Genomic DNA, 13,768 nt, shown 5'->3' on the forward strand with positions numbered 1-13,768 from the left:
CTTGGGTCCCGTCTAGCGGCATCGATCGCCGATGGATATGCCGATCATGCCGGGCGCGGCACGGTGTCCCCATCGATCTTTTCGTATAGCCCACGCCCGCCGGGGTTCAGCCGGAACAGGTCGGTCTGCCCGATCACCGTCTCGCCCGCGCCCAGGATCAGCCCGCCGGAAGGCCGCATTGCCGAGGCCAGGGTCTGGAAGGCGCGCTGCTTGGGGTCTGCCGCGAAATAGAGCATGACGTTGCGGCACAGTACCAGGTCGAAGCCGCCGCCGGGCGGCGGGTCGGACACCAGGTTCATCTGGCGAAAGGCGATGTGGCGCAGCAGTTCGGGCCGGACGATCCATTCATTGTCCGCGCGCCCCTCGAACCAGCGGACCAGATGGCGGATGGGCAGCCCGCGCTGCACCTCGAACTGGGTGTAGCTGCCCGCCCGCGCCCGGGCCAGCGCGGCCTCGGACACGTCGGTCGCCACGATCTCGGGGATGGGCGTGCCGATGCGTTCGTGCCGTTCGGCAAAGGCCATGGCGATCGACAGCGGTTCCTGCCCCGTCGAACAGCCGACGCTCCAGATGCGGGCGCGGCGGCCCGTCTTTTCGACGGCGGCGATCGTCTCGACGATCGTATCGAAGACATGCGGATCGCGGAAGAAGGAGGTCTCGCAATTGACGAGCGCATCGACCACCCGCCCCGCCAGCGACGGATCGCTGCCGTCGAGGATTGCGATGACGAGCTGGTCGAGCGTGTCCAGCCGCCGCTCGCGCATCAGCGGCAACAGGACGGTGTCGACGCGAGTCGAGCGATGGCGGACGATCTGTTGCCCGGTCCGCGCCTCCAGCAGGGCGGCGAGCACATTGAGCGCCTGGATCGATGCCATGGGCGGGGCCGGCGGGGCGATCGCCTTGGGCGGGACCGATCGCAGGCCGGACGCCATCACTGCTGCACCGCCTGCGCCAGCATCGCGCCGATGGCTTCGGGCGGCAGCACCATGTCGGCCAGGTCATGGCCGACGATCACGCCCGGCATGCCCCAGACGACCGAACTCGCCTCGTCCTGTGCGATGATCGTCCCCCCTGCCGCCTTCAGCGTCTCCGCCCCCTCCAGCCCGTCGCGGCCCATGCCGGTCAGCACGATGCCGAGCGCGCGCCGGCCCCAGACGCGCGCCATGGCGGCGAACATCGGATCGACCGAGGGCAGGCATCCGCTGCGCGCGCGTCCGCATTGCAGGCGGATCGCCGCACCGCCATCGGGCAAGGCGGCGAAGGTCATGTGCGCGTCGCCGGGGGCCACGACGATGCGCCCGGGACGCAGCCGCTGGCGATCCTGGGCGACGTCGCAGGGCCGGCGCGCGACCGCGGCCAACTGCGCGGCGAAATAGGACATGAACGACGCGGGCAGATGCTGGGTCACGACGATCGGCACCGTCATCGTCGCTGGCAAGGGCGCGAGCAGCTTGGCGAGCGCATGGATGCCGCCCGTCGACGCGCCGATCCCGATGATGTCGGGCAAGGCGCCGCGCGTCGCCGGCAGGGGCGCGACGGGTGCGCGGGCAAGGGTCGTCACGCCGTTCGGCACCGCCAGCGCGTCGAGCTTCTGGCGCAGGGCCTCGCCGAATTCGGACAGCCCTTTCGGCTGGGGCTTCACCAGCGTGTCGGCCGCGCCGTGCGCCAGTGCCTGGACCGTCGCCGCGCCACCATCGGGGGTCGAGGACGAGACGATGATGATCCGCGCGCCCCGCCCGGCGGCGAGCAGCCTGGGCAGCGCGGTGATGCCGTCGATGCCGGGCATCGCGACGTCGAGCAGGATGATGTCGACGTCATGCTCCGCCAGAAAGGCCAGCGCGGCATCGACATGGGTGACCGCGCCGACGACCGCGAAGCGCGCCAGGGGTTCGATCTGTCGCGCAATCAGCGCGCGCGCCACCGCCGAATCGTCGACGATCAGGATGCGGGTGCCGGCATCCGGCATCGCGGGTCTGGGATAGGGGGAAGAGGCCATGCGAGGGCGGCTCCGCGCAAAAGTCCGGGCGTCGACGTCAGATCATGCCGACGAGCTGAAGCTTGCTTTCCAGCGTCTCGCGGTCGAACGGCTTCATGATATATTCGTCCGCGCCCGCATCGATCGCCGCGCGGATATGCGCCATGCCGTTTTCGGTGGTGCAGAAGACGATGCGCGGACGCGGCTCGATCCGGGCCTCGCGCAGCGCCCGCAGGAAATCCATCCCGCTCATCACCGGCATGTTCCAGTCGAGCAGAACCACGTCGGGCACCGATTCGAGACAGGCCTCCAGCGCCTCGCGACCGTCCCCCGCCTCGCGGACCTCCAGGTCGAGCGTCTCGAGGATATGGCGCGCGACTTTCCGGATCACCTTGGAATCGTCCACGACCAGACAGGTTTTCATGCGGCACGCCTTCTACTGCAACCGATCCCGCCGGGACCTTGCGGCATTTTAGCCGGGCGAAAGTAAGGACCGGGTTAATCGGTCAGCACACCAGCGCGCTTCCCTGCGGCACCAGTCGCGCCAGATCGAGGATCAGCAAGGGCTCGCCGTCGCGCACCACGATGCCATCAGCCGCCCGGCCCCAGCGGCCATGCGCGGGTGGCGTGTGCGGCATCGGGCTGGTCTCGAAGGTTTCGATATCGTCGAGTTCGTCCACCAGCATCGCGTAATAATGACCGTCTTGCCGGGTGATGACCGCGCGCCGGACATGATCCGCCACCGGCTCCAGCCCCAGCGCCAGCCGGGTGTCGACCACCGTCACCACCCGGCTGCGCAGCGCCGCCAGGCCCCGGATCGACGGATCGGCGCGCGGCACGTCGACCACCTCGCCGATATCGACCACGGCGTCGACCTGATCGGCGTCGAACACCACACCCTGCCCGGCGATGCGGGCGATCAGGAACAAGGGCATCAGCGGCCTCCCCGGCGGGCATGGCCGGCCAAGGCGGCGATCAGCGCGGACCGGTCATAGCGATAGATGCTGTCGGGATCGGCCGGCCCGTCACGGTCACGTCGCAACCGGACGACCGGCGCGCTGACCAGCGTCGTGGTGGAGGCGTCGTCGTCCATGACCAGCCGGACATCGGCCGCCTCGCCATCGGGCAGACGCAACGCGCAGCGATAGCCATGTGCCTCCAGCGCGGGACGCAGGAACCGGTCCATCCACTCGGCACCCGCCCCGTCGAGCAGGCAGAGCGGCGCCGCGCCTTCGGACTGGGCCGGCGTGGTGGCCATGAACAGCGCCAGCGGATCGATGATCTCGATCGCCTGCCCCTCCCACACGGTCACGCCCAGGATCGCACCGCCACCGGCGGCGGGCGCGACATCGGCGGGCAGCGGAATGATCTCGATCGCGCCGGCCATCGCATAGGCGCATTCGGCCTCGCCATCGGTCAGGCGCAACACCTCGACGGTCGCGTCCCCGGCCGCGCTCGCCAGCGCCTCGTGGCTGACGGCGTGGAGCGGCATCGTCGTCTCGCCGACAATCAGGCGGAGCTGCCCGCCCGACCGGTGGATGGCGCCGGGTGCGACCTTCTCGACCCGGTCGATCGCTCCCAGCGGAATGGCCCGGCGCGATCCGTCGAGATCGTCGAACAGCAGGGCCGGGGTCGCCCGCTGGACCTCCGCCGCCGCCGCGACATCCGCGCCGCGATCGAAGCGCAGCCCCGCCGCCTGGGCAAGTCCGCTGCCGTCCAGCAGCAGCATCGGCAGCCCGCTGTCGGGCAAAGTCTGTCCGGCATAAAGGCCGGTCGCCATCACCGCCGGCGCGGCGGGCTTGACCACCACCTCCTCGGTATCCAGCACATCGTCGACGCCCAGCGCATAGTCGCCGTCGCGGGTCGCGACGATGACCAGCGTCGTGGGCGCGTCGTCCCCCATGCGCAGGAAGGTCCCCAGCGGCAGCATGGGCAGCCGCCGCCCGCGCACGGTCGCGATCTGGACCGGGCCGACGGGATCGATCCGCACCTGGTCGCCGCGCACGCGGACGATCTCCTCGATCGACTGGCGAGCCAGCGCGAAACGTTGCCGACCGACCGCGACGACGATGGTCGACATGATCGACAGGGTCAGCGGCACCTGGATGGTGATGGCCAGCCCGCGCCCCGGCCGGTTGTCCAGCGCGATGCGGCCGCCGACATGCTCGATATTGGCGCGCACCACGTCCATGCCGACGCCGCGTCCCGACAGGGTGGACACGGTGTCGCGGCTCGACAGGCCAGGCGCGAACACCAGGTTCAGCCGGTCCGCCGCGCTCATCGCGGCGACCTGGCCGGCGCTGTGCAGATCGCTCGCCACCGCCTTGGCGGCGATGCGGCCGACGTCGATGCCGGCGCCGTCATCCTCGATCTCGATCAGGATCTGGTTGCCCGACTGGCGCGCCGTCACGCAGATCTGGCCGGTGGGCGGCTTGCCGCACCGCCGGCGCTCGGCGGGTGACTCGATCCCGTGGTCGATCGCGTTGCGGATGATGTGGACCAGCGGGTCGCGCATCATCTCGATCATCTCGCGGTCCAGATCGACGTCCGACCCCTCGATGCGCAGATTGACCGCCTTGCCCAGCTCCGCCGCCGTGTCGCGCACCATGCGGGGAAGCGCGGCGAACAGCGCGTCGACCTTCTGCATCCGGGTGCGCGTCACCGTATCGCGCATATCGGCGACGGTCAGCGACAGCCGGTCGAGCGCCGCCTCGACACGTGGGTCGAGCACGTCGTCGCGCAACCGCCGGGCCAGTTCGTTGCGCGCCAACACCATGTCGGACATGCCGCTCATCATCCGGTCGAGCAGATCGACGTTCAGGCGGATGCTGCGCGGCGCGGCGCGGGCCGCCGTCATCACCCGGCGCGGGCTGGGCGCGGCGATCGGCATCTCGACCTGCGAAAGGGCGGCGATCAGCGCCTCGTCGTCCGAATCATCGAGCGGCACCCCCGCCGCGATCGCCTCGACCACCGCGCCGATCCGGTCGACGATCGCCAGCACGCCGTTGACCAGCGCCGTGTCGGGCACTCGGCCGCCGTCGCGCACCGCCGCCAGCGCATCCTCGGCGGCATGGCTGAGCCGCGAAAGGCGCGGCAGGTCGAGAAAGCCGCAGCTGCCCTTCACCGTATGGACGAAGCGGAAGATCGCATCGAGCCGCCCGCGATCGGCAGGGTCCGCTTCCCACGCGACGATCTCGCCGGACAGCGCGTCCAGCGTCTCGCGGGTTTCGGCAATGAATTCCTGCAGCAGGTCGTCCATATTTCCCCGGGACACCGAGATTTCGGACCCCGTCTTGCCGCCACAAGATTAAAAGGGCGTTTACCCAGCCCGGATCGCGGCCCCCAGGATCATGGTATTGGGCGCGGGCTCGGTGACCAGGGTCATGCCGCCATGCTCGACCGTCAGCGTGTGGATCAGGAAGGCGGGTGCGGTGCGCGAGCCGAGCGGCTCGATCCCCTGCCCCTCCATCAGGGTGCGGCGGATTTCGGGGTCGAGCAGGATGCGCGGCCCCTCCAGCCGGATCGCGATCTCGATCGCCTCGCGCCCCGCCTCGGCACCGATGTCGATCGTGCCGCCGCGCGCCAGCGCCTCGACCGCGATCAACGCCAGATTGACCAGGATGCGCACCGCCGGCTTGGGCAGCGACGGCGCCTCGACCAGCCAGCCCAGCGTGGTGCGGCGATTGTCGACCAGCAGCCCCTCGATCGCCGCCTTCGCCTCGGCCATGTCGACCCGCTCGCTGAAGCCGCCGCCAGCGCCAAAGGCCAGGCGGAAGAATTTCAGCTTGTTGGCTGATGCGCGCGCGCTGTCGGCCAGCAATTCCATGCACCGCGCGCGCATCGCCGGATCGGTTTCGTCGGCGAGCAATTCCAGCCCGTTGTTGAGCGCCCCCACCGGCGACAGAAGATCGTGGCACAGTCGCGAACAGAGCAGGCTCGCGAAATCCACCGGGCTGACGGTCATGCAAAATCCCTTGACGAAGTTTCCCTTTTTGACGTGGGCGGGCCGTCGGCGCAAGCAAGCGTGAGCGGATCGAACCGGCCATGGCGTCGGCCCGCCGCGACGGCACGCCAGGCGGTGACCGCCCCGCCGCCGATGATCAGCCAGATCGTGCCATCGGGGGCGGCATCGGCGGCGTCGTGCGGCGACGGCGCGGCGAGCCCGTTCGGGTGCGAATGATAGTGGCCGATCACCGCCGGTCCGCCGCCGCGCGCGGACCGGTGCGCGGCGATCAGCGCGGCCGGATCGATCTCGAACCGGTGCCAGGGTTCGGGCGAAACATTAGCGCAGGGCACGACCGCGACGATGCGGTTCTCCTCACCCAGCAACAGCCCGCACACCTCGCGGTCGGGCGACGCGGCGGCGGTTATCAACAGGAAGTCGAGCGCCTCGCTTGAAATCGTTACGGTCATGCCCAATTTACTAAGCCATGGACCGGGGGGTTTCCATCATCGATGCGCGGATCGCGCCCACAGCGGATGGCTGGCGGTTGGACCGTGCGCTGGCCGATGCGGTGCCGACGTTATCGCGCGAGCGGCTGAAGGTGTTGATCGCCAGCGGCGCGGTGACGCGCGACGGCGTGATGGCGCGCGACCCCGCCAAGCGCGCGGCGGCGGGCGATCTGTTCCAGGTCGCGGTCCCCGCCCCGACACCGGCGCATAACGAGGCGCAGGATATTCCGCTCGTCATCGCCTATGAAGACGAGCATCTGATCGTGATCAACAAGCCCGCCGGGCTGGTCGTGCATCCCGCCGCGGGCAATCTGGACGGCACGCTGGTCAATGCGTTGCTGCATCATTGCGGCGGATCGCTGTCGGGTATCGGCGGCGTCGCGCGGCCCGGCATCGTCCACCGGATCGACAAGGATACCTCCGGCCTGATGGTCGCGGCCAAGACCGACCGCACGCATGAGGGGCTGGCCAAGCAGTTCGCGGCGCACTCGATCGACCGCCGCTACCGCGCGATCACCGGGGGCATCCCCCGTCCCGCCGATGGCTCGGTCGATGCCCCCCTCGCGCGCAGTCCGCAGAACCGCAAGAAAGTGGCGATCGTGCAGGGCGGCAAGCGCGCCGTGACGCATTACCGCACCATCGAAAAGCTGAACAACGCCGCGCTGGTCGAATGCCGGCTGGAGACGGGCCGCACGCATCAGGTGCGCGTCCATATGCAGTCGCTGGGTCACGCCTTGCTGGGCGATCCCGTCTATGGTAGAACAAAGGGTGCTCAAAAAGCCCTGCTCGATGAACTCGATTTCCGGCGCCAAGCCCTGCACGCGGCGCATCTGGGCTTTATTCATCCCATAAGTGGTAACGCTTTGGCGTTTGAGAGCCCAATGCCGCCCGACATGCAGGAACTGTTCAGCCGGCTTCACGTATAGCAGAAGACCGCCTCGCGCCCGGCGACGGGACGGACGGAATGACGCTCCAGAAAGGGAGATAAGGATCATGGCAAAAGGCAGCAACGTCCCGGCGACGATTCCTGCACTGGGCGGGGAGCAGTCGCTCAACCGCTATCTCGCCGAGATCAAGAAATTCCCGATCCTTGCCCCGGAGCAGGAATATATGCTCGCCAAGCGCTTTCAGGAGCATGGCGACCCGGAGGCGGCGGCGCAGCTCGTCACCTCGCACCTGCGTCTCGTGGCGAAGATCGCGATGGGTTATCGCGGCTATGGCCTGCCCACCTCCGAACTGATCTCAGAGGGCAATATCGGCCTGATGCAGGGCGTGAAGAAGTTCGAGCCCGATCGCGGCTTCCGCCTCGCCACCTATGCGATGTGGTGGATCAGGGCCTCGATCCAGGAATATATCCTGCGCTCGTGGAGCCTGGTGAAGATGGGCACCACCGCGGCGCAGAAGAAGCTGTTCTTCAACCTGCGCCGGATGAAGTCGAAGCTCGACGCGTTCGAGGATGGCGACCTGCGCCCCGAGGACGTGACCAAGATCGCCACCGATCTGGGCGTCAACGAGGACGAGGTCATCAGCATGAACCGCCGCATGGCGATGGGGGGCGATACGTCGCTCAACGTCTCGATGCGCGAGGATGGCGAGGGCCAGTGGCAGGACTGGCTGGCCGATGACGCGCCCTTGCAGGACTCGGTCGTGGCCGAGCAGCAGGAGGCGGATGTCCGCCACGACATGCTGGTCAGCGCGATGGACGACCTGAACGACCGCGAGAAGCACATACTGACCGAACGTCGCCTGACCGACGATCCCAAGACCCTCGAGGAGCTGAGCCAGGTCTATGGCGTCAGCCGCGAGCGCGTCCGCCAGATCGAGGTCCGCGCGTTCGAGAAGCTGCAAAAGGCGATGATGCGCATCGCCGGTGAAAAGCGGCTGCTGGCGGCCGCTTGAGCATGATCGGCCGTACCGTCGTCATCGGCGGCGGCGCGGCCGGAATCGCGGCGGCGCGGACGCTGCACGATGCGGGGCGCGAGGTCCTGCTGATCGAGGCAGCGGACCGGCTGGGCGGGCGGGCGCATAGCGTCCGCTTGCCGACCGGCCATGTCGTCGATCATGGTTGTGGCTGGCTCCATTCGGCTGGGCGCAACCCTTGGACCGCCATTGCCGAACAGGCGGGCTTCACGGTCGATCGCCGCTCGCCCAACTGGCAGGTCCAGTGGAACGACCTGGGCTTTTCCCCTGACGAAAAGCGCGCCTCGGGCGAGGCCTATGCCCGGTTCGAGGAGGCCGCGATGGCCGCGCTCGACGGGCCGGATCGGCCGCTGTCGGACTTTGTCGACAGGCACGATCCGTGGCGGCCGATGATCGACGCGATCTCGGGCTATGCCAATGGCGCGTCGCTGGCCGAAGTGTCGCTGCACGACTGGGCAGCCTATGAGAATGCCGCCACCGACGATAATTGGGCGGTGGTCGAGGGCTATGGCACCGTCGTCACGCATCACGCCGCCGGGCTGTCCATCCGTACCGGCGTCACCGCGACGCGCATCGACCATCGCGGCCGGACGATCCGCATCGACACCTCGGTAGGTACGATCGAGGCGGATCACGTCATCGTCGCCGTCCCCACCACGGTGCTAGCGGAGGGCAAACTGACCTTCGACCCACCACTCCCCGCCAAGCAGGACGCCGCCGCCAACCTGCCGCTGGGCATCGCCGACAAGGTCTTCCTGTCGGTCGAGGGACCCCTGCCCTGGCCCGCTCATGCGCATCTGACCGGCAATCCGCATAGCGCCTGCACCGCCAGCCACCGCCTCTCCCCCTTCGACTGGCCGATCGTCGAAAGCTTCTTCGGCGGCCCCTGCGCCGAAATGCTGGAGGAAGACGGCGCGGCGGCGGCCTTCGCCATCAACGAACTGGTGGCGTTGCTGGGGAGCGACTGGCGGCGGCGGTTCACCCCGCTGGACGCGACCCGCTGGCGGCATGTGCCGCTGATCGGCGGCAGCTACAGTCACGCGACGGTCGGCCACGCTGGCGCCCGCCAGACATTAGCCGAGCCCGTCGAAAATCGAATCCTGTTCGCGGGCGAGGCCTGCTCGCGCGAGGATTTTTCGACCGCGCATGGGGCTCATGCGACGGGCGTGGCGGCGGCGAACCAGATCGTTCGCTCCGCCTTGTGAGTTCGGTCCATCCCTCTATCTTGCCCATGACAGCCATGGGGGTGAGCAGATGCGGACGATAGGATTGATAGGCGGGATGAGCTGGGAAAGCTCAGCCGAATATTATCGCCTCATCAATCAGGGGGTTCGCGAACGGCTGAGTCCCACGGCATCGGCATCGTGCCTTCTCTGGTCCTTCAACTTCGCCGACATCGAAGCGCTTCAGCACAAGGGCGACTGGGCCAGCCTGACCGCCCGCATGACCGACGCCGGGCAAAAACTGGAGGCCGCTGGCGCGGATTTCTTGGTGATCTGCACCAATACCATGCACCGAACCGCCCCCGCCGTGGAGGCGACGACGGGCATCCCATTGCTGCACATCGCCGATCCGACGGCAGAACGGATCAAGGCGGCGGGCCTGCGCACGGTGGGGCTGCTGGGCACGGCCTTCACGATGGAACAGGACTTCTACAAGGGGCGACTGGCAGATCGCCATGGGCTGAACGTCGTGATTCCCGATGCCGTCGACCGCGCGACGGTGCATCAGGTGATCTATGACGAGTTGGTCGCGGGCCAGGTGCTGGCGTCGTCCCGCGACGCCTATCGCGCTATCATCCGGCGCCTAGTCGAAGAGGGTGCCGAAGCAATCATCCTGGGGTGCACCGAGATCATGCTGCTCATCGGTCCCGACGACAGCCCGGTGCCAATTTTCGATACGACCGCGCTACATGCCCAGGCAGCCATCGATATGGCATTGGCCGACTGATCGCCCCACATAAAAAAGGCCCCGGTTTTCACCGAGGCCCTTTTCCATTCCGCAAGCCGATCAACTCACCGGATCGGCGAGTTCGGGTCCAGTCGCATGTCCAGATAGCGGTCCACCGATCCCATCAGCTCGGGCATTTCATGCTCGAAGAAGTGGTTGGCCTTCGGAATCGTATCGTGATGGATGGTGATGTGCTTCTGAGTGCGCAGCTTGTCGACCAGCTTCTGGGTCGCCGCCGGGGTCGCGACCTCATCGGCCTCGCCCTGGATGATGATGCCCGAGGAGGGGCACGGCGCCAGGAAGGTGAAGTCATACATGTTGGCGGGCGGCGCGACCGAGATGAAGCCGCGGATTTCGGGGCGGCGCATCAGCAACTGCATGCCGATCCAAGCGCCGAAGCTGACGCCCGCGATCCAGGTGGTCGAGGCTTCGGGGTGGAAGCTCTGCACCCAGTCGAGCGCCGAGGCGGCGTCGGACAGTTCACCGATGCCGTTGTCGAACACGCCCTGGCTCTTGCCCACGCCGCGGAAGTTGAAGCGCAGGGTCGCGAAGCCGCGCCGCTGGAAGGTCTTGTAGAGTTCCTGCACGATCCGGTTGTTCATCGTGCCGCCCGCATTGGGGTGCGGATGCAGGATCATGGCGACGGGCGCACGCGTACGCGGAGCGGGAGCGAAACGGCCTTCGAGGCGGCCTTCGGGGCCGGGGAAAATGACTTCGGGCATCAAAACTCGCCGATCTGGATGCGCGCTGGTGGAGCGCCGGGAACGTTGCGCTATATAGGCCGACACGCCATTTTCGCAATTGTTCGATCATTTCAAAGACGGAACAAGCCCTGCCTCGCCTATATCTCGACCATGCCGCCACCACCCCGATGACCGAGGCGGCGCGTGCCGCGCTGGCGGAGGGGTGCGCGATCTGGGCCAACCCCTCCTCCCCCCATGCCGAGGGGCGCGCCGCCAAGCGCGCGCTGGAGGATGCCCGCGCCGCCGTCGCCCGCGCGCTGGGCTGGAAGCACGAGATATTGTTCACCAGTGGTGCGAGCGAATCGCTGTCGATCGCATTGACCCGAGCCATGGCGGAGCAGCGCTTCGTCGGGGCGATCGACCATGATGCGGTGTTGCGTGCCGCGCCGGAGGCGATCGTCATGCCGGTCGGGCCCGACGGCGTGCTGCGCCTCCCCGACCTGAGCGGCCCGCGCGCGGTCGTGACGGTGCAATGGGCCAATAGCGAGACGGGCGTGCGTCAGCCGATCGCGCAACTGGCCGAGGCGATCCATGCCGCCGGCCATATCCTGCTGCTCGACGCCGCGCAGATGCCCCCCGGCGCGGACCCGGAGGTGATCGAGCATGCCGACCTCGTCGCGTTGTCGGCGCACAAGCGCGGCGGCCCGCCGGGGATCGGCGCATTGCTGGTCCGCGACCTGGCGTTGCTGGCACCGACCGGCGGGCAGGAGCGCGGTTATCGCCCCGGCACCGAGAATATGCCGGGCGTGCTGGGCTATGCCGCCGCGCTGGCGGAAGCGGAGCCGGACCATGCGGAACTTCGCGCGCATCTGGACGATGCGATCCGTCGCTCCGGCGGGATCGTCGTCGCGGACGCCAGCCGCCGTCATCCGGCCATCGCCAGCTATCACATGCCCGGCAAGCCATCGGCGGCGCAGTTGATCCAGTTCGACCTCGCGCAAATCTCGGTCTCGGCGGGCAGCGCCTGCGCCAGCGGCAGCCTGAAACCGAGTCATGTCCTCGCCGCGCTCGGCTGGGATGTGGACGCGGGGCGCGAGGTCGTGCGGGTCAGCTTCGGCCGCACGACGACGCGCGAGGATGTCGACCGCTTCGTCAGCGCCTGGCGCGCGATCGCACGGGGGAAGCGCGTCCTGTGATCTATCTCGACTATCAGGCGACGACCCCGCTCGCGCCCGAAGCGCTGAAGGCGATGCTCCCCTGGCTGGAGCAGGGCCATGCCAATCCGCACTCACCCCACCGCGCCGGGCGACAGGCGCGTGCCGCCGTGGAAGTTGCGCGCGATCAGGTCGCGGCGCTGCTGCCCCCGGGGGGGCGGCTGGTGTTCACCAGCGGCGCGACCGAGGCGCTGAACTGGGCGATCAAGGGCGCAAATGGCGGGATCGTCACCACCGCGATCGAACATGCTGCCGTGCTCGATAGTGCCGCCGCGACGGGGCGGCCGCTGACCGTCTTGCCGGTCGACGGCAAGGGGCTGGTCGCAACAGGCTCCGATTACATCGACTCGGATCAGCGCGAGCCCCTCCCCTTCAGGGGAGGGGTTGGGGTGGGGCCTCACCACGGGCCATACGCCGGTGGAAGCGCCCCACCCCCGACCCAGTGGCACGTAAACGATGCCCCGCATCGTTTAGGTCATGCCGGGGGTATGACCGACCTGCCACTCCTGAAGGGAAGGGGTGATTCTGGTTCGCATCCTGCTACGCAGGCCCTGCCCCACGGCACCGGCCTGGTCGCCGCGATGCTGGTCAACAACGAGATCGGTACCGTCCAGCCGATCGACGCGGTGGCCGAGCAAGCCCATCAAGCAGGCGCGCTGATGCTGTGCGACGCGGTACAGGGCTATGGCCGGATCGCCATTCCCACGTCAGTCGACATGGTCGCGATCTCCGCTCACAAGATCCACGGTCCCAAGGGGATCGGCGCGCTCTGGATACGCGACGGCATTACCCTCCCCCCGCTGCTGCACGGCGGCGATCAGGAGGGCGGCCGCTCGGGCACCCTCAGCCCTGCGCTTTGTGCCGGGTTCGGCGCGGCGGCACGGCTGATGGCGATGCGGACCGAAGAGGATGCCACCCATGTCGAGCGGCTCTGGACACTGGCGGTCGAGCGGCTGGGTACAGGCTGGACGATCAACGGATCGGTGGCGCAGCGCTATCACGGCAATCTCAATGTCCGCCGCGACGGGCTGGATGTCGCACGGCTGATGTCCGATTGCCGCGACATCGCCTTTTCGGCCGGCAGCGCCTGTGCCAGCGGATCGGGGCGGACCAGCCATGTGCTGACCGCACTCGGCCTGTCGGTGCCCCAGGCGAAATCATCGATCCGCATCGGCTTCGGCCGCTACACCAGCGAGGAGGAATTGATCCAGGCCATCGACCAACTGGTCACCGCCGCCAGGGCGCAGCGGCCATGATCGCGCTGACCTTCATCGCCCGCGACGGTCACGCCATCCCCGCCGAGGCCATGCCCGGCGAAACCCTGCTCCGCGCCGGCCAGCGTGCGGGGCAACCGCTGGAGGGCACATGCGGCGGGCAGATGGCCTGTGCGACCTGCCATGTCCTGATCGACCCCGCCTATCTCGACCGTTTGCCCGCCCCCGCCGCCGAGGAGGAAGACATGCTCGACCTGGTGCCCGACGCCACCCGCACCAGCCGGCTGGCCTGCCAGATCATACTGACGCCCGACATGGCGGGGTGTAGCGTCCGCATTCCCTGAACCTGGGATAACGAAC

The 13,768-nt window shown here is 68.3% G+C and carries 15 protein-coding genes; 7 read left to right on the forward strand and 8 right to left on the reverse strand.

Going from position 1 to position 13,768, the window contains the following annotated elements; all coding sequences use genetic code 11:
• Positions 1–44: 44 nt before the first annotated feature.
• The 7 genes from ACQHGV_RS09565 to ACQHGV_RS09595 form a co-directional block, all read right to left on the reverse strand.
• Entirely contained in the window at positions 45–932 is an 888-nt protein-coding gene (locus tag ACQHGV_RS09565) for a CheR family methyltransferase (RefSeq protein WP_440978013.1), read from the reverse strand.
• Complete coding sequence (gene cheB / locus ACQHGV_RS09570) at positions 932–1,996, reverse strand: chemotaxis-specific protein-glutamate methyltransferase CheB (RefSeq protein WP_440978014.1); 1,065 nt, start codon at positions 1,994–1,996, stop codon at positions 932–934. Before cheB ends, ACQHGV_RS09565 begins: the two co-directional genes overlap by 1 nt.
• 37 nt (positions 1,997–2,033) lie before the next feature.
• Entirely contained in the window at positions 2,034–2,399 is a 366-nt protein-coding gene (locus ACQHGV_RS09575) for a response regulator (RefSeq protein WP_183952084.1), read from the reverse strand.
• Positions 2,400–2,481: 82 nt separating this feature from the next.
• Complete coding sequence (locus tag ACQHGV_RS09580) at positions 2,482–2,910, reverse strand: chemotaxis protein CheW (protein ID WP_440978015.1); 429 nt, start codon at positions 2,908–2,910, stop codon at positions 2,482–2,484.
• Positions 2,910–5,234 carry a chemotaxis protein CheW gene (locus ACQHGV_RS09585; RefSeq protein WP_440978016.1) on the reverse strand — a complete coding sequence of 775 codons (2,325 nt, stop codon included), beginning with the start codon at positions 5,232–5,234 and terminating at the stop codon, positions 2,910–2,912. Before ACQHGV_RS09585 ends, ACQHGV_RS09580 begins: the two co-directional genes overlap by 1 nt.
• A 60-nt stretch (positions 5,235–5,294) precedes the next feature.
• Positions 5,295–5,939 carry a histidine phosphotransferase family protein gene (locus tag ACQHGV_RS09590; protein WP_183952081.1) on the reverse strand — a complete coding sequence of 215 codons (645 nt, stop codon included), beginning with the start codon at positions 5,937–5,939 and terminating at the stop codon, positions 5,295–5,297.
• Entirely contained in the window at positions 5,936–6,388 is a 453-nt protein-coding gene (locus ACQHGV_RS09595) for a M67 family metallopeptidase (RefSeq protein ID WP_440978017.1), read from the reverse strand. The genes ACQHGV_RS09590 and ACQHGV_RS09595 overlap by 4 nt, the downstream gene beginning before the upstream one ends.
• 17 nt (positions 6,389–6,405) lie before the next feature.
• Here ACQHGV_RS09595 and ACQHGV_RS09600 point away from each other — a divergent pair, with 17 nt between their 5' ends.
• The 4 genes from ACQHGV_RS09600 to ACQHGV_RS09615 all read left to right on the forward strand — a co-directional run bounded on the left by ACQHGV_RS09600 (position 6,406) and on the right by ACQHGV_RS09615 (position 10,297).
• A complete protein-coding gene (locus ACQHGV_RS09600) occupies positions 6,406–7,353 on the forward strand; it encodes an RluA family pseudouridine synthase (protein ID WP_440978018.1) in 948 nt (315 codons plus the stop codon).
• Positions 7,354–7,420: 67 nt separating this feature from the next.
• A complete protein-coding gene (gene rpoH, locus ACQHGV_RS09605) occupies positions 7,421–8,326 on the forward strand; it encodes an RNA polymerase sigma factor RpoH (RefSeq protein ID WP_007404166.1) in 906 nt (301 codons plus the stop codon).
• A 2-nt stretch (positions 8,327–8,328) separates the two neighbouring features.
• Entirely contained in the window at positions 8,329–9,552 is a 1,224-nt protein-coding gene (locus tag ACQHGV_RS09610; protein ID WP_440978019.1) for a flavin monoamine oxidase family protein, read from the forward strand.
• A 49-nt stretch (positions 9,553–9,601) separates the two neighbouring features.
• Positions 9,602–10,297 carry an aspartate/glutamate racemase family protein gene (locus ACQHGV_RS09615; protein ID WP_440978020.1) on the forward strand — a complete coding sequence of 232 codons (696 nt, stop codon included), beginning with the start codon at positions 9,602–9,604 and terminating at the stop codon, positions 10,295–10,297.
• 65 nt (positions 10,298–10,362) lie between these two features.
• Here ACQHGV_RS09615 and ACQHGV_RS09620 read toward each other — a convergent pair whose 3' ends face one another.
• A complete protein-coding gene (locus ACQHGV_RS09620) occupies positions 10,363–11,019 on the reverse strand; it encodes an alpha/beta hydrolase (protein ID WP_440978021.1) in 657 nt (218 codons plus the stop codon).
• An 89-nt stretch (positions 11,020–11,108) separates the two neighbouring features.
• Here ACQHGV_RS09620 and ACQHGV_RS09625 point away from each other — a divergent pair, with 89 nt between their 5' ends.
• Genes ACQHGV_RS09625 through ACQHGV_RS09635 form a run of 3 tightly spaced genes read left to right on the forward strand, consistent with a single transcriptional unit; the run spans position 11,109 to position 13,752 of the window.
• The gene (locus ACQHGV_RS09625; protein WP_440980185.1) at positions 11,109–12,176 is read left to right on the forward strand and encodes a cysteine desulfurase family protein; all 1,068 of its coding nucleotides are present in this window, start codon (positions 11,109–11,111) and stop codon (positions 12,174–12,176) included.
• Entirely contained in the window at positions 12,173–13,450 is a 1,278-nt protein-coding gene (locus tag ACQHGV_RS09630) for a cysteine desulfurase family protein (RefSeq protein ID WP_440978022.1), read from the forward strand. Before ACQHGV_RS09625 ends, ACQHGV_RS09630 begins: the two co-directional genes overlap by 4 nt.
• Complete coding sequence (locus ACQHGV_RS09635; protein WP_440978023.1) at positions 13,447–13,752, forward strand: 2Fe-2S iron-sulfur cluster-binding protein; 306 nt, start codon at positions 13,447–13,449, stop codon at positions 13,750–13,752. The genes ACQHGV_RS09630 and ACQHGV_RS09635 overlap by 4 nt, the downstream gene beginning before the upstream one ends.
• Positions 13,753–13,768: the final 16 nt, after the last annotated feature.

It is taken from the genome of Sphingomonas pseudosanguinis, assembly GCF_052056765.1.
Classification (GTDB): domain Bacteria; phylum Pseudomonadota; class Alphaproteobacteria; order Sphingomonadales; family Sphingomonadaceae; genus Sphingomonas; species Sphingomonas pseudosanguinis.

Bases quoted from the DNA above. Each gene is read 5' to 3' on its own strand.
- ACQHGV_RS09575 (WP_183952084.1), bottom strand. From the start codon at position 2,399: ATGAAAACCTGTCTGGTCGTGGACGATTCCAAGGTGATCCGGAAAGTC.
- cheB (WP_440978014.1), bottom strand. From the start codon at position 1,996: ATGGCCTCTTCCCCCTATCCCAGACCCGCGATGCCGGATGCCGGCACC.
- ACQHGV_RS09620 (WP_440978021.1), bottom strand. From the start codon at position 11,019: ATGCCCGAAGTCATTTTCCCCGGCCCCGAAGGCCGCCTCGAAGGCCGT.
- ACQHGV_RS09600 (WP_440978018.1), top strand. From the start codon at position 6,406: ATGGACCGGGGGGTTTCCATCATCGATGCGCGGATCGCGCCCACAGCG.
- ACQHGV_RS09610 (WP_440978019.1), top strand. From the start codon at position 8,329: ATGATCGGCCGTACCGTCGTCATCGGCGGCGGCGCGGCCGGAATCGCG.
- rpoH (WP_007404166.1), top strand. From the start codon at position 7,421: ATGGCAAAAGGCAGCAACGTCCCGGCGACGATTCCTGCACTGGGCGGG.
- ACQHGV_RS09615 (WP_440978020.1), top strand. From the start codon at position 9,602: ATGCGGACGATAGGATTGATAGGCGGGATGAGCTGGGAAAGCTCAGCC.
- ACQHGV_RS09590 (WP_183952081.1), bottom strand. From the start codon at position 5,939: ATGACCGTCAGCCCGGTGGATTTCGCGAGCCTGCTCTGTTCGCGACTG.
- ACQHGV_RS09580 (WP_440978015.1), bottom strand. From the start codon at position 2,910: ATGCCCTTGTTCCTGATCGCCCGCATCGCCGGGCAGGGTGTGGTGTTC.
- ACQHGV_RS09585 (WP_440978016.1), bottom strand. From the start codon at position 5,234: ATGGACGACCTGCTGCAGGAATTCATTGCCGAAACCCGCGAGACGCTG.
- ACQHGV_RS09595 (WP_440978017.1), bottom strand. From the start codon at position 6,388: ATGACCGTAACGATTTCAAGCGAGGCGCTCGACTTCCTGTTGATAACC.
- ACQHGV_RS09565 (WP_440978013.1), bottom strand. From the start codon at position 932: ATGGCGTCCGGCCTGCGATCGGTCCCGCCCAAGGCGATCGCCCCGCCG.
- ACQHGV_RS09635 (WP_440978023.1), top strand. From the start codon at position 13,447: ATGATCGCGCTGACCTTCATCGCCCGCGACGGTCACGCCATCCCCGCC.